The organism is Bradyrhizobium sp. BRP23 (assembly GCF_020194135.1).
GTDB lineage: Bacteria > Pseudomonadota > Alphaproteobacteria > Rhizobiales > Xanthobacteraceae > Bradyrhizobium > Bradyrhizobium yuanmingense.
This window is the reverse complement of record NZ_JADYVW010000001.1, coordinates 232,806-254,893: the sequence shown is the minus strand read 5'-3', so window position 1 is coordinate 254,893 and position 22,088 is coordinate 232,806. Positions and strand designations below refer to the sequence as shown.

Here is a 22,088-nt window from a genome sequence, read left to right as displayed (position 1 = left end):
GCGCTTACTCCGCGGCTTCGGCCGGCACGATGCGGCGGGATTGGCGCGCCTGCGCATCATAGGCCTTTTGCCAGTCGGACGGGCCGTTCGAGGACGAGACCTGCACCGCCGTGACCTTGTATTCGGGACAGTTGGTCGCCCAGTCCGAATAGTCGGTCGTGATGACGTTGGCCTGCGTGTCGGGATGATGGAAGGTGGTATAGACGACGCCGGGCGCGACGCGGTCGGTGATCTCGGCGCGCAGCGTGGTCTCGCCGGCGCGGCTCTTCAGCCGCACCCAGTCGCCGTCGCGCACGCCGCGCTGCTCGGCATCATGCGGGTGGATCTCTAGCCGGTCCTCGGCATGCCAGACCACGTTTTCTGTGCGCCGCGTCTGCGCGCCGACATTGCACTGGCTGAGGATGCGGCCCGTGGTGAGCAGCAGCGGATAGCGCGGGCCGGTGCGCTCGTCCGTTGCGACGTATTCGGTCACGACGAACTTGCCCTTGCCACGGACGAAGCCGTCGATATGCATCACCGGCGTGCCCTCGGGCGCCTTGTCGTTGCAGGGCCACTGCACCGAACCGAGCTCATCTAACTTGGCATAGGAGACGCCGGCGAAGGTCGGCGCCAGCGCCGCGATCTCGTCCATGATCTCGGACGGGTGGTTGTACTTCATGTCGAAGCCCATCGCCTTGGCAAGGCCGATGGTGACCTCCCAGTCGGCCAGGCCGTTCTTCGGCGTCATCACCTTGCGGACGCGCTGGATGCGGCGCTCGGCGTTGGTGAAGGTGCCGTCCTTCTCGAGGAAGCTCGAGCCGGGCAGAAAAGACGTGGGCGTAGTTCGCGGTCTCGTTCAGGAAGAGGTCGTGGACGATGACGCACTCCATCGCCGATAGCGCCGCGACCACGTGGCTGGTGTTGGGATCGGACTGTAGGATGTCCTCGCCCTGCACGTAGATCCCCATGAAGGTGCCTTCGACCGCGGCGTCGAACATGTTGGGGATGCGCAGGCCGGGCTCGGGGTTGAGCTTGACGTTCCACATCTCCTCGAACTGGTCGCGCACCGCGTCGCCGGAGATGTGGCGGTAGCCGGGCAGCTCGTGCGGGAACGAGCCCATGTCGCAGGAGCCTTGAACGTTATTTTGGCCGCGCAGCGGGTTCACGCCGACGCCGGGGCGGCCGATATTGCCTGTGACCATCGCGAGGTTGGCGATCGCGATCACGGTGGTCGAGCCCTGGCTGTGCTCGGTGACGCCGAGGCCATAATAGATCGCCCCGTTCCCGCCCGCGGCATAGATGCGGGCCGCTTCGCGCAGCACCTTGGGATCGACGCCGGTGAGGATGGAGGTGGCTTCGGGGCTGTTCTTCGGCTGGGCGACGAAGGCGGCCCATTCCTCGAACTCGCTCCAGTCGCAGCGCTCGCGCACGAAGGCTTCGTTGACGAGGCTTTCGGTGACAATGACATGCGCCAGCGCGGTCATGACGGCGACGTTGGTGCCGGGCATCAGGGGCAGGTGCAGCGCCTTCACATGCGGCGATTCCACCATCTCGGTGCGGCGCGGGTCGATCACGATCAGCTTGGCGCCCTGGCGCAGCCGCTTCTTCAAGCGGGACGCGAACACCGGATGGGCGGAAGCCGGATTGGCGCCGATCACGACCACGACGTCGGTGTCCTCGACCGAGTCGAAATCCTGCGTGCCGGCGGAGGTGCCGAAGGTGGTGGCCAGGCCATAGCCGGTCGGCGAATGGCAGACGCGGGCGCAGGTATCGACATTGTGGTTGCCGAAGCCGGCGCGGATCAGCTTCTGCACCAGATAGGTCTCTTCGTTGGTGCAGCGCGACGAGGTGATGCCGCCGATGGCGTCGCGGCCGTATTTCTTCTGGATACCGCGCATCCTGGCGGCGGCAAACGAGAACGCCTCGTCCCAGGACACTTCGCGCCAGGGATCCTCGATCCGTTCGCGGATCATCGGCTTGAGGATGCGCTCCTTGTGATTGGTATAGCCCCAGGCGAAGCGGCCCTTGACGCAGGAATGGCCGCGATTGGCCTTGCCGTCCTTGTAGGGCACCATGCGCACGACTTCTTCGCCGCGCATCTCCGCCTTGAAGGCACAGCCGACGCCGCAATAGGCGCAGGTGGTGACCACGGAATGCTCGGGCTGGCCAATCTCGATCACCGACTTCTCGGTCAGCGTCGCGGTCGGGCAGGCCTGCACGCAGGCGCCGCAGGAGACGCATTCGGAGCCCAAAAAACTCTCGCTCATGCCCGGCGAGACGCGACTGTCGAAGCCGCGTCCGGAGATGGTCAGCGCGAAGGTGCCTTGCACCTCCTCGCAGGCGCGGACGCAGCGCGAGCAGACGATGCACTTGGAGGGATCGTAGGTGAAGTATGGATTGGACTCGTCTTTCGGCATCCAGTGGTCGTTGTCGCAGCCGTGGCGCGTGGCAAAGACGTGGTTCTCGCCCTCATAGCCGTAACGCACATCGCGCAGGCCGACGGCGCCGGCCATGTCCTGTAACTCGCAATCGCCGTTGGCGCCGCAGGTGAGGCAGTCGAGCGGATGGTCGGAGATGTAGAGCTCCATAACGCCCTTGCGCAACTTTTTGAGTCGCTCGGTCTGGGTGTGCACGACGAGACCGTTCATCACTGGCGTGGTGCAGGAGGCCGGCGTTCCGGCGCGACCCTCGATCTCAACGAGGCAAAGTCGACAGGACCCGAACGCGTCGACCATGTCGGTTGCGCAGAGCTTCGGGATCTGGTGGCCGGCGTCCATCGCGGCGCGCATGATCGAGGTGCCCTCGGGCACCGTGACCTCTCTGCCGTCGATGATGAGCGTCACCATCGTCGTGGATTTGGAGCGCGGCGTGCCGTAGTCGATTTCTTCGATCAGAGACATCGTCGTTCTCCTATTCCGCGGCCTGCAGCGTGGTCGGGAGGGATGCGAAATCCTCCCGGAAGTGCTTCAACGCGCTGAGCACGGGGTAGGGCGTGAAGCCGCCGAGTGCGCAGAGCGAGCCGAATTTCATGGTGTTGCAGAGGTCCTCGACCAGCGCGATGTTTTCATTGACGCGCTCGCCGCGCATGATCTTCTCGATGGTCTCGACGCCGCGGGTCGAGCCGATCCGGCACGGCGTGCACTTGCCGCAGGATTCGACGGCACAGAACTCCATGGCGAAGCGCGCCTGCCTGCGCATGTCGACGCTGTCGTCGAACACGACGATGCCGCCATGGCCGATCAATCCGTCGCGTGCGGCAAAGGCCTCATAATCGAACGGCGTGTCGAACAGCGCACGGGGGAAATAGGCCCCTAACGGCCCGCCGACCTGCACGGCGCGGACCGGGCGGCCGGTAAAGGTGCCGCCGCCGATGTCGTCGACGAGCTCGCCGAGCGTCACACCGAAGGCGGTCTCGAACAGGCCACCGTAGCGGATGTTGCCCGCGAGCTGGATCGGCATCGTGCCGCGCGAGCGGCCCATGCCGAAATCGGCATACGCCTTGGCGCCCTCGGCGAGGATGAACGGGATCGCGGCGAACGACAGCACGTTGTTGATCACGGTCGGCTTGCCGAACAGGCCGTGATGCGCCGGCAGCGGCGGTTTTGCGCGCACGATGCCGCGGCGGCCTTCGAGACTTTCCAGCAGCGAGGTCTCCTCGCCACAGACATAGGCGCCGGCGCCGACGCGGACTTCGAGATCGAAGCTGGTGGTGGAGCCGCCGATCTTGTCGCCGAGATAGCCGCCGCGCCTGGCCGCCGCGATGGCGGCGTTCATGGCTTCCACCGCATGCGGATATTCGCTGCGGATGTAGATGTAGCCCTTGGTCGCGCCGACGGTGAGGCCGGCGATGGTCATGCCCTCGATCACCAGGAAGGGATCGCCTTCCATGATCATGCGGTCGGCAAAGGTGCCGCTGTCGCCCTCGTCGGCGTTGCAGACGATGAACTTGCGGTCGGCCTTGGCCTGCGCGACGGTCTTCCACTTGATCCCGGTCGGAAAGCCGGCGCCGCCGCGGCCGCGCAGGCCCGATGCGGTGACTTCGGTGAGGATCGCATCCGAGCCAAGCGAGAGAGCCCGCGCGAGGCCCTTGTAGCCGCCATGGGCACGGTAGTCGTCGAGCGAGCGCGGATCGATCACGCCGCAGCGCGCGAAGGTGAGGCGGGTTTGGCGCTTCAGCCAGGGGATCTCGTCGGTGGCCCCTAACCGCAAGAGATGCGGGGTGTTGTTTGCGAGCGCGTCGAGCAGGGAGGGCACATCTGCTTCCGCCACCGGGCCGAAGGCGATGCGTCCCTGCGGCGTTGCGACCTCGACCAGCGGCTCCAGCCAGTACATTCCGCGCGAGCCGGTCCTGACGATTTCGATTGCAACACCGCGCGTGGCCGCGGCCCGCTCGAGCGCCTGCGCCACCTCGTCGGCGCCGACGGCGACCGCGCCAGCATCACGTGAGACGTAGACACGCATGCTCATCGCTGCGCCTCCGCAACCAGCGCATCGAGGCGCTTCTGGTCGAGCCGGCCGATCAGGCGGCCGTCGAGCATGGCGGATGGCGCGGTCGCGCACAGGCCGAGGCAATAGATCGGCTCCAGCGTGACGCGCTCGTCGGGCGTCGTGCTGCCGAGCGACACGCCGAGCTTCGTCTCCGCCCGCGCAACCAGCGCGTCGCCGCCGGCAGCCTGGCATGCCTCGGCGCGGCACAGCTTCAGCACATGGCGGCCGGCGGGCTTGTGGCGGAAATCATGATAGAAGGTGAACACCCCATGGACTTCGGCTCGCGACAAATTGAGCGCTTTCGCCACCATGGGAATCGCGGCTTCGGGCACATAGCCAAATGCGTCCTGAAGCGCATGCAGGATGACCAGCGTCGCTCCCTCCTGGTTGGCATGTTCGGCGATGATCTCTGCGCCGCGCGTCTCGTTCCAAGGCTCATAAACCGTTGTCATTCTTCGTTCTCAACCAGAGCGTTTCCTTCGCCGCAAACTAGTTGGAATCATTCGCAGATCAATAAAGCTGTCCCGTGCTGCGATTGCGGATTCCGATCGATTTGCAACCGCAATCGATCGATACGGATTGGTCATGAAAGTTGGGTGGGCTGCGGGTTTTTGCGTGTTGGTGCAGGCCCGGCGTGCTAGCTTGCGTGCCACGATGGAATCCGAGGGGACGGCCGGTTGATCGACAAGCTTGAACTATTGCTGGCGCTGGCGAAGGAGCGGCATTTCGGACGCGCGGCCGAGGCCTGCGGTGTGACGCAACCGACGATGTCGACCGGGCTCAAGCAGCTCGAGGAAATTCTCGGCGTGATGCTGGTCCAGCGCGGCTCGCGCTTTCAGGGATTTACGCCGGAAGGCGAGCGGGCGCTCGACTGGGCGCGGCGGATCGTGGGCGATGCCCGGGCGATGCGCGACGAGATCAACGGGCTGAAGCATCAGCTCTCCGGCGAGATCCGCATCGCGGCGGTCCCGACCGTGCTCGGCATGGTCGCCGCGCTGACGACGCCGTTTCGTGCCAAGCATCCGGAGGTGCGCTTCCGCATCCAGTCCACCACCTCGTCCGAGGTGCTGGGGCTCTTGGAAAATCTCGAGGTCGATGCGGGGCTGACCTATATCGAGAACGAGCCGATCGGCAAGGTGCGCACCATCCCGCTCTACAACGAGAGCTATCGCCTGCTCACCGCGCCGGACGCGATGTTCGGCGATCGCGAGACGGTGACCTGGACCGAGGTCGGGCAAGTGCCGCTGTGCCTCTTGACGCCAGACATGCAGAACCGCCGCATCATCGACCGCGCATTGCGATCGGTCGGCGCGGAGGCGACGCCGACGCTGACGTCGAACTCGCTGCTGGTGCTGTTCACGCACGTCAAGACCGGGCGCTGGGCCAGCGTGATGCCGGCCAAGCTCGCCGAGACGCTCGGCCTGTCCGACACCGTCCGCTCGATCCCGATCGTCGACCCCGAGGTCAATTACAGCATCGGCCTGGTGATCCCGCAGCGCGATCCCATGACGCCACTGATCGCGGCTCTGGTCAACGTCGCGCGCGAAGTCGCGCCGACGCTGCAATCGTAAGCGGAAGGTCTTTTGGCTGAGCCGAGTGAACCGAGAGCTCTTCTTCCCCTCTCTCCTTGTGGGAGAGGGTGGCTCGCCGCGTAGCGGCGAGACGGGTGAGGGGTATCTCTCCTCCCGAAAGTATTGCGCGTGGATAGACACCCCTCATCCGGCGCTTCGCGCCACCTTCTCCCACAAGGGGAGAAGGGCATCCCAGATCGAAACTGACTCGATCGTTGCTCGCGGTTTTAAGCCGCAGCCGATATCCCCGATCCCGCCTTCACCGCATCCCGCGGCAGGGTCACGCGCACGACGGTGCCGACGTCGATCTTCGAGCGCAGGCGCATCGAGCCGCCGTGGAGCTGCGCCAGTGAGCGGGCGATGGCAAGGCCGAGGCCCGAGCCGTGATAGGTCTTGGTGAGCTGGCTCTCGACCTGCTCGAACGGGCGCCCGAGCCGCGCCAGCGAATGCGGTGCGATGCCGATGCCGGTGTCGGCGATCATCAGCACGATCCTGTCGTCGAGCTGCCGGCTGCGCACCACGACGCGTCCGCCGTCGGGCGTGAACTTCACCGCGTTGGAAAGCAGGTTGACGATGATCTGCTTGGTGGCGCGGCGGTCGGCGACGACCGAGATGGATTTCGCGATGTCGGCATCGAGCGTCAGGTGCTTGTCCTGCGCACGGCCGGTGACGACCCGCAAGGATTCGGCGAGCGTCTGCGCGAGGTCGAGCTCTTCCATGTCGAGCTTCATGCGGCCGGCCTCGATCTTGGACATGTCGAGGATGTCGTTGATGACCTCGAGCAGATAATGGCCGCTGGTCAGGATGTCCTGGCAGTATTCCTGGTACTTCTCGCTGCCGAGTTCGCCGAACATGCCCGACCCCATGATCTCGGAGAAGCCGATGATGGCATTGAGCGGCGTGCGCAGCTCGTGGCTCATATTGGCGAGGAATTTCGACTTGGTCTGGTTGGCTTCCTCGGCGCGGGTCTTCTCGCGCTGGTACTTTTCGGCGAGGTCGGCGAGCTCGACCGCCTGGCGCTCCAGCGCGGCCTGCGAGCGCTTGAGGTCGATGACGGTGGCGCGCAGGCGCAGATCGTTGTCGACCAGCTTCTGCTCGTGCTCTTTGATACGGGTGATGTCGGTGCCGACCGAGACGTAGCCGCCGTCCTTGGTGCGGCGCTCGCTGATGTGCAGCCAGCTGCCGTCGTCGAGCTGCGCCTCGAAGGTGCGCGCCCCCGGGCCTTGGGCCGCGGTCTCGTTGTGGCGGGTGCGCACCTCCGGCATGCGGCCGACCTCGAGCACGGTCTCGTAGGAGGTGCCGGGGATGACGGCGCTGTCGGGCAGCTTGTGCAGGCGCTGGAAGTGCGAGTTGCAGAGCACCAGGCGGTCGCTCGCATCCCACAGCACGAAGGCCTCCGGAATGGTCTCGATCGCGTCGCGCAGGCGGAGGTCGGCTTCCACGGTCTTTTCGGCGAGGCTCTTCTGCTCGGTGATGTCGACGGCGATTCCGATCAGGTGCACGCTGGAATCGGTCGCGCCGCGCGTCTTCTCGCAGCGGACGCGGAGCCAGATCCAGTGGCCGTCGACATGCTGCATGCGGAAGGTCTGGTCGATATGGTCGATCTTCTCGGAGATGAGCTGGTCGGCGATCGCGAACAGGTCGATGTCATCGGACTTCACCAGCGCATTGACCTCTCCGAAGGTGAGGAGTTCGTGACGGCCGTCGAGACCGAGGATCGAGAACATCGACTGCGACCAGAAGATCCGGCCGCGCGACAGGTCCCAGTCCCACAGCCCGCAGCGGCCGCGGTTGAGCGCCGTGTCGATGCGGCCGCGCACCGCGTCGTTGATGAGGTCGCCTTCGCGGGCGCGGGTCGACTGCCAGTGGAAGGCGAAGCCCAGGATCAGGACGACGAAGCCCGTGGTCGCCGACAGCGTCACTGAAAGCGCGGCGTCCGAGCCCCAGATCGGCTCGTTGCGCTCCTGGATCACGGTGACGAAGCCGGGCAGTGACTTGATCTGCCGCGAGGTCGCCATCGCCGCGTTGCCGCTCGGCAGCGTCAGGTCGGAGACGTTGGCGTCGCGTGGCGGCGCCGCGACCAGCTGCGCGGTCGTGATCGCATCGAGCAGGCGGTCGTTGCCGATCGGGTCGCTGTCGGCCGGGATGCGCGCGAGGATGCGGCGGTCGATGCCGGCGGAGGTGACGATGACGTGCCGGCCCGAGGCCGTGGCCCAGGACGGAATGAGATCAGGCATCAGCGTCGGCAGGCCCTCGATGGTCTTGAGCCGCTCCTGGCGAACCGAAGTGAGGCGGTCGATGCGCTCGGCGAGCAGGTCGGCGAGCGCCGAAATGTCGTGTCGGATCACCAGCCGCTTCTGGCGCGTTTGATCGACCACCTGCACGAAGGCACCGAGGCAGATCGTGATCAGGAAGGCGATGATGAGCGTCGGCACGGCGCGACGCAGCGCCGGCTCCGCGATCAACAGCCGATGATAGGCAGGTTTCGCGATCGATTGCGCCAATCCCTTGATCGAATCGGATTGGACGCACGCGTTCGCGGCGTCTGCACGCGACATGCCTTCGGCCCCCTGAAAAACGAGTTCCGGAAGCAGCCCCACGTCACTTCCGAATCACACCGATTTGAATCCAGTTTTCGCGGGCTGTCGAGAGTCAACGAATCGTTAACGCGAAATTATTCTTATCCAACACGCAGTTTGTGCGTCGCGCGTCCGCAAAGGCACGGGTGCAACGAGTCCGAAACGAGAACGTGTGACTCGTCGCGCATTCTTCATCACGCCCGCGGCGGCTCGGCGTGGCTGATGACGCGCTTCACGCTCGGGAACGCGCGCCGCAACGCACGCTCGATCGCGTCGACATGCTCGTGCACCTTGATCACGCTCATCGACGGTGTTGCGCGGCAGTGGAAGTTGACGATCTCGCCGGCGTCGGTGTTGCGGACCCGCACATTGTGGATGTCGTGGATCTCGCTGCCGGCGGCATATTCCGTCAGCGCGGCGGCGATGGTCCGCACCCGGTCCGGCGTGGCATCGACCCCGAACGGAAGTTCCGGTTCCAGCGGCTCGATGTGAACGTCGACCTCGACGTCCTCGCCGAACTCCTCCTGGATGTTGCGCTCCAGCGTGTTGGCGATGTCGTGCGCGGCCTCGAGCTGCATGTTGGCATCGACCTCGAGGTCGATGCTGACGATCAGCTTGACGCCGAGATCGTGCACCGTGACGTGGTGGACGGCGAGGGCGGAATTGCGCGCGATCACCATGATGCGGTCGCGCACGGTCTCGTTGTCGCGCGCGACGGGCACTGCGGCGAAGGTAAGGTCGGCATCGCCGAAAGCCTTGGCGACGGCGGCCTGCGCGTTGCGCTTGATGTCCTCGACCCGGTCGATCGGATAGGTCCGCGGCACCTTCGCGATAGTGTCGATGAACGTGGTCGCTCCGACCATGCGCACGCGCAAGCGTTCGACGTCGATCACGCCGGGTACGCTGCGGATCGCCGCTTTGGCCTTCTCCTGCGCGCCTTCGGGAGCGCGATCGACCAGCGTCTGCACGGTCGAGCCGGCCATGCGCAGGCCGAGCGCTGCGATCATCACGGCAACCGCTGCGGCCGCCGCGGTGTCACCCCACCAGAAGCCGAGCCCGGCCAGGATCAGGCCCACGATCACGGCGCAGGAGCCCATCACGTCCGAGGCGAAATGCAGCGCGTCGGCCGCCAAGGCCTGGCTTCTGGTCTCCCGCGCGGCACGGTGCAGGGCGCGGGCGCGCCAGAGATTGACGGCGATATCGATCACCAGCACCACGAACGGCACGGCCGAGATGGTCGGCGGCGGGGTTCCCTCGCGCAGCCGGCTATAGGCCTCGACCAGGATGCCCCCGGCCAGCACGTAGAGCAGGGCGGTGACGCCGAGCGCGGAGATGCTTTCCAGCTTGCCGTGGCCGTAATGGTGCTCCTCGTCGGCGGGCTTGTCGGACACCCGCACCACCGCCCAGGTGATGATGGTCGCAACCAGGTCGATTAGGGAATGCAGGGCTTCCGAGATCAGCGCCAGCGAGCCGATCGCGATCCCGACCGCGAACTTGGCCGCCGCCATGCCGCCGCTGGCGAAGATCGAGATGGCCGCGACCGAGGTTTTGTCATGCTGGGAGGTCATGGGCGGGGATTTAGCAGCCCCGTGTGGGACATCAAGCGATGATCCACAGGATGTAGTCGCTAGTGAGTTGCAGGAGCGGTCTACGCCTTGCTCCGGCCCCGTAGGGTGGGCAAAGGCGCGTTAGCGCCGTGCCCACCATTCGTCCGCGATGGATGCAGATCGTGGGTACGCTTCGCTTTGCCCACCCTACCGGGCCGCTGCCGGCGCCCTACGGCACCGTCACCACGATCTTCCCCAGATGCTTGTTCGCTTCCATGTGCTCGAACGCCTTGTCGATGTCGTCGAACGCGAACACCTTGTCGATCGGCAGTTGCAGCTTGCGCGATTCCACCGCGCCCCAGATGTCCCTGCGGACCTCGGCAAAGATCTCGCGGACCTCCTCGATGGTACGGGTACGGAAGGTGACGCCGACATAGTCGATGCGGCGGGCCGCGTGCAGGTCGAAATTGAAGTCGGCGTGGGTGCCGCCGAGGCGGCCGACATTGACGATGCGGCCCTTGATCTTCGTCGCGGCGAGGTTCTGGTTGGCGACCTTGCCCGAGACCTGGTCGACGACGAGGTCGACGCCTTCGCCGTTCGTCGCCTTCAGCGCCTCGTCGACCCATTTCGGATCGGAGCTGTCGACGGCGAGATCGGCGCCATACTCCTTCAGCCGGCCGCGGCGATACGCGTCGGTGGACGAGCCGATCACCAGCTTCGCGCCCTTGAGCCGGGCGATCTGCATTGCCATCAGCCCGACGCCGGAGCTCGCACCCTGGACCAGCACGCTCTGGCCGGCCTGCACCCCGCCGATCGTGACGACGGCGTTGTGCATGGTCGCGAGCGCGACGGGGAGGGTGGCGGCCTCCTCGAAATTCATGTTCGAGGGCGCGTGAAACAGCCGGCCGTGATCGGCCAGCGTATATTCGGCGAACGCCGCGCCGCCCGATCCCATGATGCGGTCGCCGATCTTCACGCCCTTCGCATCGGGCCCGAGCTCGGCGACCTCACCGGCCCATTCCATGCCCAGCACGGTGCCGACGCCGCCGGCCGCGCCATGGGCGTGGCCCTTGCGCATGCCGGTGTCGGCGCGGTTGAGGCCGCAGGCGCGAACGCGGACGAGCACCTGCGTGCCTTTGGGCTTTGGTTGAGCGACGTCGGAAATCCTCGCGCCTTCAGGGCGGTAGACGTAGGCTTTCATGCAATACTCTCACGTCTTGCAGTGATTATTCCGCCGCTTCGCGTTGTGACTGAACGATCATCCCCTCGAGCCGGCTGCGAATGATCGCCTCCGCCTCGCGCACGATGCGGGAGACGAGCTCGGCACAGCTCGGGATGTCCTGGATCAGGCCCTGCACCTGGCCGGCCGACCAGATGCCTTCGTCGGAATTGCCGGTGGCATAGACCATCTTGCCGCGGGCACCGGCGACGAGCTCGCGGATGTCCTCGAACTTGGCGCCTTCCTTCTCCATCGCGACGACCTTGGTCGAGACCGCGTTCTTGGCCACGCGCGAGGTGTTGCGCATGGTGCGGAAGATCAGCTCGGTCTCGCGCTCGTCATTGGCGACGATCTTCTCCTTGATGAGCTGATGGATCGGGCTCTCCTTGGTGGCCATGAAACGGGTGCCCATGTTGATGCCCTCGGCTCCCAGCGCCAGCGCCGCGACGAGGCCGCGGCCATCGGCAAAGCCGCCCGAGGCGATCATCGGGATCTTGATCTTGTCGGCGGCGGCCGGGATCAGGATCAGGCCGGGCGTGTCGTCCTCGCCGGGATGGCCGGCGCATTCGAAGCCGTCGATCGAGATGGCGTCGACGCCCATCCGCTCGGCCGAGAGCGCGTGACGGACGCTGGTGCATTTGTGCACGACCTTGACGCCGTGTTTCCTGAATTCGTCGACATGCTCCTGCGGCTTGTTGCCGGCGGTCTCGACCACCTTGATGCCGCTCTCGATGATCGCGGCGCGGTACTCGGCATAGGGCGGCGGCTTGATCGCCGGCAGGATGGTGAGGTTGACGCCGAACGGCTTGTCCGTGAGGTCGCGGCAGCGCGCGATCTCCTTGGTCAGGTCCTCCGGCGTCGGCTGGGTCAGCGCGGTGATGAAGCCGAGCGCGCCGGCATTGGCGACGGCTGCGACCAGCTCGGCGCGTCCGACCCATTGCATGCCGCCCTGAACGATCGGGTGCTGGACGCCGACGAGCTTGGTGAACCGTGTCTGCAACATGATCTGTTTCCCCCGCGCCCCGCGTGGCGCTTTGTTCTCGGTTGATGGCGGCAGGATGCCGCTGGGGGTGGGAAAAGTCTATTGCACCGCCAGGCGGGGCGACCATGCGGAAGGCGAGGAGATTCCGCGGGGCGGATAATTGGGGTGCGCTGCTGCCTGACGAGGGCAAGCTCTTTCCTCAAACTCCGCCGTCATACCCCGCGAAGGCGGGGTATCCAGTACGCCGCGACCTCTCGGCTCTACCCTCGCAGTCTCTGGAATACTGGATTGCCCGCCTCCGCGGGCAATGACACCGAATATGGGGCGAAGAGCTACTTCGCCGACAACCGCACCATCTGGCGCCCGCCGTTCATTTCCTTGAGGCTGTTGACGAAGTTTTCCGGGCGCTGCCAGCGATGGGGGACCTTCAATCCCATGAACTCCGCGATGTCGCCGATGAAGCCGGTACAGTTGATGGTCTCGGCATTCCAGACTGGAGAGCTGGCCTGCAACTCCTTGATGTAGGCGAACACGCGCTTGGCGTCGGCTTCGTTCAGGTAGACCCGATAGCTCGCGGTCAGATATTCCGGATCGAGATCGCCATAGCTGGCGCCGGTCTCGGATGGCACAAAGGTGATGTGACCGAGCACGTAAGCGAGCGTATCGCCGGCCGGTGTCAGGCCCGCAACCTCGACGGCCTTCTCGCTGGTCTTGCCGTACCAGACGAAGGCATGGCCCCAGCTCGCAGCCGTGCGGGCGCGGAAGTCGACGTAATAGGGGCCTTTCTCCGCCCGCGCGACCGAGCGCCGCGTCGATTGCGGCTGTGGCCGCGAGGCAGTGTCGGTCGTAGCAAGCGCGTTCGCATCGGCAACGCGCCTGTCGGTCTGCTTGTCGGTCTGCTTGTCGGTCTCATGGGCCGAGGCCGAGGGCGTCGTGCATGAGAGCATAGCTGCAAGAGCGAAGCCCGCGAGGATGCAGGATCCCGATCGACCAGCTTTGTTCGTCACGCTATTCCCCCTCGACCATCGAGCGCAAATGTCTGACGCGTATTTCGCTGCGCGTCAGTAGCGCGCGGCGACCGGGCCCGGCGCCTTGCCGATCGGGGCCTTTCCAATCGGGCTCTTGCCGATCGGCATCTTGCCGATTGGCGCCTGCTCGCCCGGATAGGCTGGCACCGGCTGCCGGCGCGGCAGATCTGCAGCGTTTGCAGCCGTCGCAAAAGCAAGCGTGGCACCCAGAGCAAATACAATCTTCTTCACAGCGATACCCCTAGAAGGTTTGGTCCAAACACGGTCATGCCGTGCCCCCAGACACGCCTCCCAAAAGGGCGGCCGAATGCGTCCAAGTTGCGGCGCGCACGGGACATGTTGGCGGCATTGCTCGGGCGCGCGAAGATGTGATGTGTCTGGATGTTTCGGAGCGCGACCGACCCTTGGTGCCGACGGGGGCCCGCTGGGCTTGCCGGGAGCGCGCAGCACCGGGATTCCGTCAACGCCAGGCGCTGCGGAAGATGCGAGGTGGCGCCCACATCCCTGTGCCGGCCCGCTTGCACCCAGGCCAGCCGCCACCGCTAGGACGAAGCAACGTGCCCTGGGGCTATTGCTTGCCGAGCAAGTTCGACCGGATCTTGTCGGCGAACCAGACCACGAAGATCGCGGCGAACGAGAGCGCGACGTACAGCACCGTCCACAGCAGTGCGTTGCCGGCATTCGACATGTGCGTCCTCCCTTGCATCAGAAATCAATCTTTTGCCGGGGAGGGTAGCCTTGGCCGCGACGGCGGGTTTGCGCCAGATCAATTTTGCTGCTCTGCGGCGGCGAAAAAGTCTACAGCCGAAACTCGTTGGTGAGCTCGCCGATGCCGTCGATCGCGACGGTCACCGTGTTGACGGGCTCCTTCATCACGCCGACGCCGACCGAGGTGCCGACCGCGATGAGGTCGCCGGGCGAGAGGGTCATGTCGTGCGAGATCCTGCTCACCAGCTCCTGCGCGCTGAAGATCATGTCCGAGATCGGGTAGTTCTGCCGCTCCGCGCCGTTGAGGATGGTGCGAACCGTGAGTTTTGCCGAATCGAGACCGGTCGCGATCACGGGACCGAACGGGCCGTAATCGTCGATGCCCTTGGCGCGGGCCCATTGGGCGAAGGTGGGGTCGCGCGTCAGGATGTCGTTGGCGGTAATGTCGTTGACGCAGGTGTAGCCGAAGATGAAGCCGTCGGCCTCATCTGGCGAGACACGGGCGCAGGTCCTGCCGATGACAATGCCGAGCTCGCCCTCATAGGTGGTCTTGCCGTCGTAATAAGAGGGGCGGCGGATCACGGCGCCGGGTGCGGCGATGCTGGTGGTGGCCTTGAGCAGGTACAGCGGCTCCGGCGGTTCAGGCTGGTTCAGCTTGGCCGCGAGCGCGTGGAAATTATTCCAGAGCGCGACGATCTTGCTAGGCACGCAGGGCGCAAGCAGCTCGACCTCCGAGAGCGCCAAAATCTTGCCCGTTGCGGCGTTGCGGCCGACCATGTCGCCCTCGTGCACGGTGATGCCGGAGGACGTCAGCGTGCCGAAGCCCGTCGTCCCGGCATGGCGGAAGCGCAGCCATTTGGTCACGCTCGTCATCACGCCACCGCCAGTGCGCGCGAATCAGCCGGTGTCGAGACGCCGTCATAGAGGCCGGCGATGCGGGCGCGCTGCGTCACCATGGCCAGCACCGAATCGAGCGCGGGCGTGGCGATGCCGGTGAGCCGGCCCATCTCCTGCACCACGGTGACGAGCGGATCGATCTCCATCGGGCGGCCGCGCTCGAGATCCTGCAGCATCGAGGTCTTGTGCGCGCCAACCTTGCGCGCCCCCTCGATGCGGCGCTCGACGTCGACGCGGAACTTGACGCCGAAGGTCTCGGCGATGGCTTGCGTCTCCACCATGATCGCGCGCGACAGCGCGCGCGTGGCGGGATCGGTGCAGATCACGTCGAGCGTGGCGTGGGTCAGCGCGCTGATCGGGTTGAAGCAGACATTGCCCCAGAGCTTCAGCCAGATCTCGTCGCGGATGCGGTCGAGCACGGGAGCCTTCAGGCCGGCGGCGGCGAAGAGATCGGCGAGGTGCTGCACGTCGGAGGTGATCTCGCCCGAGGGCTCGCCGAGCGGAAAGTTGTTGCCGTAGACGTGGCGGATCACGCCGGGCGCCTCGATCTCGGTGGCGGGATAGACGATGCAGCCGATGGCGCGCTCGGCCCCCAGCTCACGCCACTGCCGGCCGCCGGGATCGATGCTCTCCAGCGTCGAGTTCTCGTATTGGCCGCCGTGCTTGTAGAAGTACCAGTAGGGAACGCCGTTGACGGCGGTGACGATGCGGGTGTGAGGCCCGAGCAGCGGCTGCATCTTTTCGATCACGCCGGTGATCGAATGGGCCTTCAGCGTGATGATGATGAAGTCCTGCACGCCGAGTTCGGTGGGATCATCGGTGCAGCGCGGATGAACGGTGTGCTTTTCCTCGCCCGCGAGCAGCGTCAGGCCGCGCTCGCGCATGGCGGCAAGGTGCGCGCCGCGTGCGATCAGGCTGACGTCGGCGCCCGCGCGCCCGAGCTGAACCCCGAGATATCCGCCGATCGCGCCGGCGCCGTAGATGCAGATCTTCATGAAATCCTCGCGAGCAGAGACGGATTTTGGGACGAAAGATCCGGTCCGGCTCGGAAGGATCCGAGCCGGGGCCGGCAGTCGCAGGGGGAAGTTTTGCCGCTCTAAAGCGCGATGCGCTTTAGTCTATTGTTTGAGCATGATCTTGTCGGAAAACCGCTGCGCACTTTTCCGGATCATGCTTTAAGCCGCCGCTTGCGGCGTGCCGTTGAGCGCCTCATCCATCGCCGCGGCGATGTCGCGCATGCTGATGACGGAGACGAGGCTGTAATCGTCGATCACGGGCAGATGGCGGATATGATGACGGTTCATCAGATGCCGGACGTGCTCGATCGTGTCGGTGGAGGTGCAGGACACCAGCTGCTGCACCGAGACCAGCTGGGAGACCTTGACGTTGACGGCGCCCGCGCCGTGCTCGGCGACGGCGCGCACCACGTCGCGCTCGGTGAACATGCCAACCGCGGTGTTGCCCTCGGAGCGGACCACATCCTTGACCACCAGCGCGCTGATATTGTTGGCGCGCATCAGCTTGGCCGCGATCCCCACCGTTTCGTTCATACGTACCGTGACAACGCGCGGCGTCTTCTTGCGCAGAATGTCTCCGACCAGCATTGCAACCTCCCTGGGTGAGTGGTGAGGAAGTGTGGTATACATAATGCCAATCGTCAAGCGCTGGATTTGGCGGATCCGAAAAATCTTGCGACAGGCGTACTGACATTATCGCCGTGCCCAAAAAGAAAGGGGCGCATCGCTGCGCCCCTCTGCAAGCCGGCAAGGTGCGGCGCCTTACGCCGTCTCGGTCTTGGCGGTTCCGCTTGCGGTCTCCGTGCGCTCGGCTTCCTGGCCGAGGATGAAGGCGCGGCGCAGCGGCTTGATCACGAGCAGCGCCATCAGCGCCGCCGTGGCGTTCAGCGCCACCGCCACCACGAATACGGCCTTCCAGCCATAGGCGGTCGAGATCACGCTCGCGAGCGGGACGAGCAGGGAGGCCGTGCCCTTCGCGGTGTAGAGCATGCCGTTGTTGGTGGTTGCGAACTTCGCACCGAAGGTGTCGCCGCAGGTCGCGGGGAACAGCGAATAGATCTCGCCGAACACGCCGAAATAAACCGCGGTGGCCAGCACGAAGACGACAGGCACCTGGCCATAGGCCGAGAGCGTCAGCAGCATCAAGGCCGCGGTGCCGAAGGCGATGAACATGGTGGGCTCGCGGCCGATCGTGTCGGAGACCCAGCCGAAGAAGGGTCGCCCGAATCCGTCGAAGATGCGGTCGAGCGAGATCGCGAAGGTCAGCGCCGCCATCTGGAAGCCGGCGAGCGTCACCGGCTTGTCGGCGATCTTGAAGTCGTGTGCGATCGGGGCGATCTGCGCCGCAGTCATCAGTCCGCCGGAAGCGACCATGACGAAGACGAGATACATCGCCCAGAAAACAGGGCTGCGCAGCACTTGCGGCGGGGTGAAATCGATCCTGGTCTGCGGCAGGTTGATCTGCTTCTTCTTCGGCGGAATGGAGAGGCGCGGCGGCTGGATGAAGAAGGCGAGCACGAACACGACGAGGCCCTGGGCGATGCCGAAGGTGAGGAAGGCGTGCTGATAGCCGCTCGAGGCGATCATGCTCGCGATCGGCACGATGGTGATCGCGGCCCCTGCGCCGAAGCCGGCGGCGGTCGCGCCCGCCGCGAGGCCGCGGCGGTCGGGAAACCATTTCAGCGCGTTGCCGACGCAGGTGCCGTACACGGCACCCGCGCCCATGCCGCCGACGATCGCCGCCGCATAGAGCAGGGTGAGGCTGTCAGCGGAGGCGTTGAGGATCCAGGACAGTGCGATCATCACGCCGCCGAACATGATGACGATGCGCGGGCCGTATTTGTCGACGAACCAGGCCTCGACCGGCACCAGCCAGGTCTCGGTGACGACGAAGATGGTGAAGGCGAGCTGGATCGCGGTGCGCCCCCAGTGGTGGGCGGCATCGATCGGATCGACGAACAGCGTCCAGCCATATTGCAGATTGGCGATCATCGCCATGCAGACGATGCCCATGCCGAGCTGGAGCCAGCGGAAACCGGTGCGAAGCGGCGCGGCGGTGACGGCGCCGTCCGGGCTGGAAATCATCGAGAACCTCCCAGCGCCTGATTGTCCGTGACACAGGATCGCAAGACGACCTGGTGTCGCGAGTATTGTGGCTTATCGTCGCAGGCGCGGCGCGGAGATTGGTATACGATATTCCAGATTGCAAGCCCTAACTTGTCACTTCTTGGTGGCTCCGCCCGCGCCCCGGCGAGGCGATGCGACGATCGCCAAAGAAAAACGCCCGGCCGTGAGGCCGGGCGTCGTGCTTGCTGAATTGTATCGCCGGTCAGATCGTCGATTTCGCGACCACGACCTTGCGCCAGGGCTTGAGCACCGCGATCGCCAGCACCGAAGCCAGGATGTTGGCGCCGGCCGCGATGATGAACACGCTGTCCCAGGTCCCCGATGTCTGCTGCATGTAGTTGGCGATCGGCACCAGCAGCGCGGCGGTGCCCTTCGCGGTGTAGAGCAGGCCGGCATTGGTGGTCGCGAACTTGGTGCCGAACGTGTCGGTGCAGGTCGAGGGGAATAGTGAGTAGATCTCACCCCAGGCGAAGAACACGAAGCCCGAGAGCAGCACGAACCAGACCGGATCGTGACCCCAGAGGTAGAGCATCCAGATGCCGAACCCTTCCATGCCGAAGGCGATGAACATCGTGTTCTCGCGGCCGATCATGTCGGAGATCCAGCCGAAGAACGGACGCGTCAGGCCGTTGAGCACGCGGTCGATCGTGGCCGCGAAGGTCACCGCCGTCATCGTCACCGCCATCAGCGTGACCGGGACGCTGTCGACCTTCCAGTCAACCGCGATCGGCTTCAGGTTCGCGGTGACCATCAGTCCACCCGCGCCGACGATCACGAACATGAAGTACATCAGCCAGAAGATCGGCTGGCGCAGCACTTCGGTCGGCTGATAGTTGCGCCGGGTCTGGATGATATTGGCATTCGCCACCACGTGCGGCACCTGGCCCGCTTTCGGCGCGAGCAGGAAGAAGGCGAGGAGGCAGATGATGATGCCTTGCCCGAGGCCGAAATAGAGGAAGGTGGTCTGGAATCCGCTGTCCTTGATCATGGCCTGGATCGGCGCCACGGTCAGCGCGGAGCCTGCCCCGAAGCCGGCCGCCGTGATGCCGGCCGCAAGACCGCGCTTGTCCGGAAACCATTTCAGCGCGTTGCCGACGCAGGTGCCGTAGACGCCGCCGGCGCCGATGCCTGCGATGATCATGCCGAGATAGTAGCCGTTCAGCGAGGTCGCCTGCGCGTTGATCGCCCAGCCGATAGCGCAGAGCACGCCGCCGACCAGCACCACGATGCGCGGGCCGTATTTGTCGACGAACCATCCTTCAACCGGCACCAGCCAGGTCTCGAACAACACGAAGAGCGTGAAGGCCCATTGGATCGAGGCACGATCCCAGCCGAACGTCTTCTGGATGTCGGGGACGAAGAACGTCCAGCCATATTGGTAGTTGGCGATCATCACCATCGCCGCCACACCGATCGCCAATTGCGCCCAGCGATAGGCATCGCTTACGCGCGCGGCACTCGGGGCCGCTGCTGCCGACTGCACCATGTCCGTCATCAAAAACCCTCCCAAACGCGCCCATCATTTTTATGCATGCGCTGGCGCGCACTCTGGTATGCAATATGCCAAGATTCAAGCGAGGACGGGAGGGTGCGGCGAAATAGCGCGGGCTTGTTCACATGCGCTATGAGCGCGGAAATGTAAAGCCCGATCGCGTCGGCGTGATGGCGGCGATTGCAGTTGATTAAAGCTAAGAGGCTGTTTTTACAGCGCTTTATCTCGGATCGGCGACGTCGCGGGGCGTTGTTGAAAGCCTATGCACTTGGCGTTCTTGCAGGCCTGCATTGGTCGCGTGCGCCGAGGCGCCGTCGGCGGGGGACGGCGCAATCTCTGGAATTCTATATTCCAGAAGTCTGGAGTGCGGCAATTTGGCGTCGGTACCGATGCGGATTGCGCAGATCCCCCTCACGCCATCGACGTGCGCAGCCGGCTGTAGCCTTCCTGGATCGCGGACCAGAACAGGGCGACCAAGCCGAGCGCCATGATGGTGCTGACGAGGCCGTTGGAGAAGAACACCCCGAGCGATCCTTGCGAGCCCAGCAGCGATTGTCGGAAGGCTTCCTCGGCCTTGTCGCCGAGCACGATGGCGAGCACCAGCGGCGCGAGCGGGTAATTGCACTTCTTCAGGAGATAGCCGATCACGCCGAACACCAACATCAGCATCACGTCGAAGGTGCTGTTGTGCACCGAATAGGCGCCGATCGCGCAGAGCACCAGGATCAACGGCGCGATGATGCCGAAGGGTACGCGCAGGATCGCGGCGAAGATCGGCACGCAGGTGAGTACGACGATGAGCCCGACGAGATTGCCGAGATACATCGAGGCGATCAGGCCCCAGACGAATTCCTTCTGCTCGACGAACAGCATCGGGCCAGGCTGCAGGCCCCAGATCAAGAGGCCGCCGAGCAGCACGGCGGCGGTCGGCGAGCCCGGCACGCCGAGCGACAGCATCGGCAGCAGCGCCGCGGTGCCGGCGGCGTGTGCGGCCGTCTCCGGCGCGATCACGCCCTCGATCTCGCCCTTGCCGAAATTGTTGCCGCGTCGCGCCAGCCGCTTGGCGATGCCGTAGCTCATGAAGGAAGCAGGCGTCGCGCCGGCCGGGGTGACGCCCATCCAGCAACCGATCAGGCAGGACCGCAGCGATGTCATCCAATAGGCGGGCAACTCGCGCCAGGTCTGGAGCACGACACGAAGGTTGATGCTGGCTTTGCCGCCGCGGAAGGCGAGCCCTTCCTCCATGGTCAGCAGGATCTCGCCGATGCCGAACAGGCCGATCACGGCGATCAGGAAGTCGAAGCCGTTGAGCAGTTCGGTGATGCCGAAGGTCAGCCGCAATTGTCCGGTGATCGAGTCCAGCCCGACCGCCGCGAGCGCAAAGCCGATCATCATTGCGGCGATGGTCTTGAACGGCGGCTCCTTGCTGAGGCCGACGAAGGAGCAGAAAGCGAGGAAATACACCGCGAACTTCTCCGCCGGCCCAAATCGAAGCGCAAAGCCCGCGACGAGCGGCGCAACCAGCGTGATCATGACGACGGCAAACAGCGCGCCGACGAAGGAGGAGGTAAAGGCCGCCGTCAGGGCCTCGCCGGGCTTGCCCTGCTGGGCCATCGGATAGCCGTCGAAGGTGGTCGCCACCGACCATGGCTCGCCAGGGATGTTGAACAGGATCGAGGTGATGGCTCCCCCGAACAATGCGCCCCAATAGATGCAGGACAGCATGATGATGGCCGATGTCGGCGGCATGCTGAAGGTCAGCGGAAGCAGGATCGCGACGCCGTTGGCGCCCCCGAGCCCCGGCAGCACGCCGATGAGGACGCCGAGCGTGATGCCGATCACCATCAGCATGATGTTGTAGGGCTGCAGGGCGACCGCGAAGCCGTGAAACAGATTGGCCAACTCTTCCATGTCAAAACGTCCTGCAGCAGCAATTGAATGGGTGGATGGGTCTCACAGGCCGAGCCATTCCTCGAGCGGCCCCTTGGGCAGAGGGACGAGGAACCAGCGCTCGAAAACGAGGTAAGTCACGACCGGCATGCCGACCGCCACCGCTGCGACGGTCAGCCAGCGATAGCCGCCGAGCCAGCGCATGAACCAGGCGATGAAGAGCATCGAGCCGACGTAAAGGCCGATGAACGGCATTGTGCCGACGTAGATGGCGGTCGGCACCACGACGCTCATGACCTGGCGCAGCTGCCCCCATTCGGCGAACAACCGTCCGTCGTCGTCGCGCTGCGCGTTCCAGACGTTGATCGCACTCGCCGCGACGATGGCCGCGCCGATATAGAACGGGAAAAATCCGGCGCGCGGCCCCTCCGGGCCCCAATTGATGCCGGCCTTGAGGCTGCCGAAGATCACGATGAGGCCGAACACGCCGATCAGCAGCCCCATGCCGATTTCCAGCGTCTTGTGGGCGGGGCCGGATTCGGCTCGGGATCGTTCAGTCATGAGG

Annotated in this window: 16 protein-coding genes and 1 pseudogene; 1 reads left to right on the top strand and 16 read right to left on the bottom strand. The window is 65.1% G+C overall.

What is annotated here, in order from left to right; genetic code table 11:
• Positions 1 to 4: 4 nt before the first annotated feature.
• From fdhF to I6F24_RS01175, 3 genes and pseudogenes are all read right to left on the bottom strand, one after another.
• Positions 5 to 2,879: pseudogene (gene fdhF / locus I6F24_RS01185) on the bottom strand (formate dehydrogenase subunit alpha).
• 10 nt (positions 2,880 to 2,889) lie between these two features.
• Positions 2,890 to 4,446 carry an NADH-quinone oxidoreductase subunit NuoF gene (locus I6F24_RS01180; RefSeq protein WP_225149842.1) on the bottom strand — a complete coding sequence of 519 codons (1,557 nt, stop codon included), beginning with the start codon at positions 4,444 to 4,446 and terminating at the stop codon, positions 2,890 to 2,892.
• Positions 4,443 to 4,919, bottom strand: coding sequence for a formate dehydrogenase subunit gamma (locus I6F24_RS01175; protein WP_036023289.1), 477 nt, complete (start codon positions 4,917 to 4,919; stop codon positions 4,443 to 4,445). The genes I6F24_RS01180 and I6F24_RS01175 overlap by 4 nt, the downstream gene beginning before the upstream one ends.
• A gap of 225 nt (positions 4,920 to 5,144) precedes the next feature.
• On the opposite strand from I6F24_RS01175, the gene I6F24_RS01170 reads away from it, so the two are divergent.
• Positions 5,145 to 6,038: a LysR family transcriptional regulator gene (locus I6F24_RS01170; RefSeq protein ID WP_036005748.1), complete on the top strand. Its 894-nt coding sequence runs from the start codon at positions 5,145 to 5,147 to the stop codon at positions 6,036 to 6,038.
• A 227-nt stretch (positions 6,039 to 6,265) separates the two neighbouring features.
• Here I6F24_RS01170 and I6F24_RS01165 read toward each other — a convergent pair whose 3' ends face one another.
• The 13 genes from I6F24_RS01165 to I6F24_RS01105 all read right to left on the bottom strand — a co-directional run bounded on the left by I6F24_RS01165 (position 6,266) and on the right by I6F24_RS01105 (position 22,084).
• Entirely contained in the window at positions 6,266 to 8,596 is a 2,331-nt protein-coding gene (locus I6F24_RS01165; RefSeq protein WP_225149841.1) for a PAS domain-containing sensor histidine kinase, read from the bottom strand.
• A 215-nt stretch (positions 8,597 to 8,811) separates the two neighbouring features.
• A complete protein-coding gene (locus tag I6F24_RS01160) occupies positions 8,812 to 10,185 on the bottom strand; it encodes a cation-efflux pump (RefSeq protein ID WP_128262575.1) in 1,374 nt (457 codons plus the stop codon).
• A gap of 208 nt (positions 10,186 to 10,393) precedes the next feature.
• On the bottom strand, positions 10,394 to 11,365 hold the full coding sequence (locus I6F24_RS01155; RefSeq protein ID WP_225149840.1) for a zinc-binding dehydrogenase: 972 nt from the start codon (positions 11,363 to 11,365) through the stop codon (positions 10,394 to 10,396).
• Positions 11,366 to 11,390: 25 nt separating this feature from the next.
• Positions 11,391 to 12,386 (bottom strand): nitronate monooxygenase family protein, encoded by a 996-nt coding sequence (locus I6F24_RS01150; protein ID WP_036005739.1) that lies wholly within the window; start codon positions 12,384 to 12,386, stop codon positions 11,391 to 11,393.
• Between the two features lie 311 nt (positions 12,387 to 12,697).
• A complete protein-coding gene (locus I6F24_RS01145) occupies positions 12,698 to 13,372 on the bottom strand; it encodes a hypothetical protein (protein WP_225149839.1) in 675 nt (224 codons plus the stop codon).
• Positions 13,373 to 13,426: 54 nt separating this feature from the next.
• The gene (locus I6F24_RS01140) at positions 13,427 to 13,630 is read right to left on the bottom strand and encodes a hypothetical protein (RefSeq protein ID WP_036005927.1); all 204 of its coding nucleotides are present in this window, start codon (positions 13,628 to 13,630) and stop codon (positions 13,427 to 13,429) included.
• Between the two features lie 561 nt (positions 13,631 to 14,191).
• A complete protein-coding gene (locus I6F24_RS01135) occupies positions 14,192 to 14,974 on the bottom strand; it encodes a fumarylacetoacetate hydrolase family protein (RefSeq protein ID WP_225149838.1) in 783 nt (260 codons plus the stop codon).
• Positions 14,974 to 15,993, bottom strand: coding sequence for a 2-dehydropantoate 2-reductase (locus tag I6F24_RS01130; protein ID WP_225149837.1), 1,020 nt, complete (start codon positions 15,991 to 15,993; stop codon positions 14,974 to 14,976). The genes I6F24_RS01135 and I6F24_RS01130 overlap by 1 nt, the downstream gene beginning before the upstream one ends.
• A gap of 180 nt (positions 15,994 to 16,173) precedes the next feature.
• Positions 16,174 to 16,602, bottom strand: coding sequence for a CBS domain-containing protein (locus I6F24_RS01125; RefSeq protein ID WP_036005729.1), 429 nt, complete (start codon positions 16,600 to 16,602; stop codon positions 16,174 to 16,176).
• 174 nt (positions 16,603 to 16,776) lie between these two features.
• The gene (oxlT, locus tag I6F24_RS01120) at positions 16,777 to 18,099 is read right to left on the bottom strand and encodes an oxalate/formate MFS antiporter (RefSeq protein WP_036005726.1); all 1,323 of its coding nucleotides are present in this window, start codon (positions 18,097 to 18,099) and stop codon (positions 16,777 to 16,779) included.
• 244 nt (positions 18,100 to 18,343) lie between these two features.
• A complete protein-coding gene (gene oxlT / locus I6F24_RS01115; RefSeq protein WP_036005723.1) occupies positions 18,344 to 19,636 on the bottom strand; it encodes an oxalate/formate MFS antiporter in 1,293 nt (430 codons plus the stop codon).
• A 408-nt stretch (positions 19,637 to 20,044) separates the two neighbouring features.
• Positions 20,045 to 21,544 carry a tripartite tricarboxylate transporter permease gene (locus I6F24_RS01110; protein ID WP_036005721.1) on the bottom strand — a complete coding sequence of 500 codons (1,500 nt, stop codon included), beginning with the start codon at positions 21,542 to 21,544 and terminating at the stop codon, positions 20,045 to 20,047.
• Between the two features lie 42 nt (positions 21,545 to 21,586).
• Positions 21,587 to 22,084, bottom strand: coding sequence for a tripartite tricarboxylate transporter TctB family protein (locus I6F24_RS01105; protein WP_036005718.1), 498 nt, complete (start codon positions 22,082 to 22,084; stop codon positions 21,587 to 21,589).
• Between the last annotated feature and the right edge of the window lie 4 nt (positions 22,085 to 22,088).

What these genes read in the sequence shown, in the direction of transcription:
- I6F24_RS01180 (WP_225149842.1), bottom strand. Translation starts at nt 4,446, where the DNA reads ATGAGCATGCGTGTCTACGTCTCACGTGATGCTGGCGCGGTCGCCGTC.
- I6F24_RS01175 (WP_036023289.1), bottom strand. Translation starts at nt 4,919, where the DNA reads ATGACAACGGTTTATGAGCCTTGGAACGAGACGCGCGGCGCAGAGATC.
- I6F24_RS01165 (WP_225149841.1), bottom strand. Translation starts at nt 8,596, where the DNA reads ATGTCGCGTGCAGACGCCGCGAACGCGTGCGTCCAATCCGATTCGATC.
- I6F24_RS01160 (WP_128262575.1), bottom strand. Translation starts at nt 10,185, where the DNA reads ATGACCTCCCAGCATGACAAAACCTCGGTCGCGGCCATCTCGATCTTC.
- I6F24_RS01155 (WP_225149840.1), bottom strand. Translation starts at nt 11,365, where the DNA reads ATGAAAGCCTACGTCTACCGCCCTGAAGGCGCGAGGATTTCCGACGTC.
- I6F24_RS01150 (WP_036005739.1), bottom strand. Translation starts at nt 12,386, where the DNA reads ATGTTGCAGACACGGTTCACCAAGCTCGTCGGCGTCCAGCACCCGATC.
- I6F24_RS01135 (WP_225149838.1), bottom strand. Translation starts at nt 14,974, where the DNA reads ATGACGAGCGTGACCAAATGGCTGCGCTTCCGCCATGCCGGGACGACG.
- I6F24_RS01130 (WP_225149837.1), bottom strand. Translation starts at nt 15,993, where the DNA reads ATGAAGATCTGCATCTACGGCGCCGGCGCGATCGGCGGATATCTCGGG.
- I6F24_RS01125 (WP_036005729.1), bottom strand. Translation starts at nt 16,602, where the DNA reads ATGCTGGTCGGAGACATTCTGCGCAAGAAGACGCCGCGCGTTGTCACG.
- oxlT (WP_036005726.1), bottom strand. Translation starts at nt 18,099, where the DNA reads ATGATTTCCAGCCCGGACGGCGCCGTCACCGCCGCGCCGCTTCGCACC.
- oxlT (WP_036005723.1), bottom strand. Translation starts at nt 19,636, where the DNA reads ATGACGGACATGGTGCAGTCGGCAGCAGCGGCCCCGAGTGCCGCGCGC.
- I6F24_RS01110 (WP_036005721.1), bottom strand. Translation starts at nt 21,544, where the DNA reads ATGGAAGAGTTGGCCAATCTGTTTCACGGCTTCGCGGTCGCCCTGCAG.
- I6F24_RS01105 (WP_036005718.1), bottom strand. Translation starts at nt 22,084, where the DNA reads ATGACTGAACGATCCCGAGCCGAATCCGGCCCCGCCCACAAGACGCTG.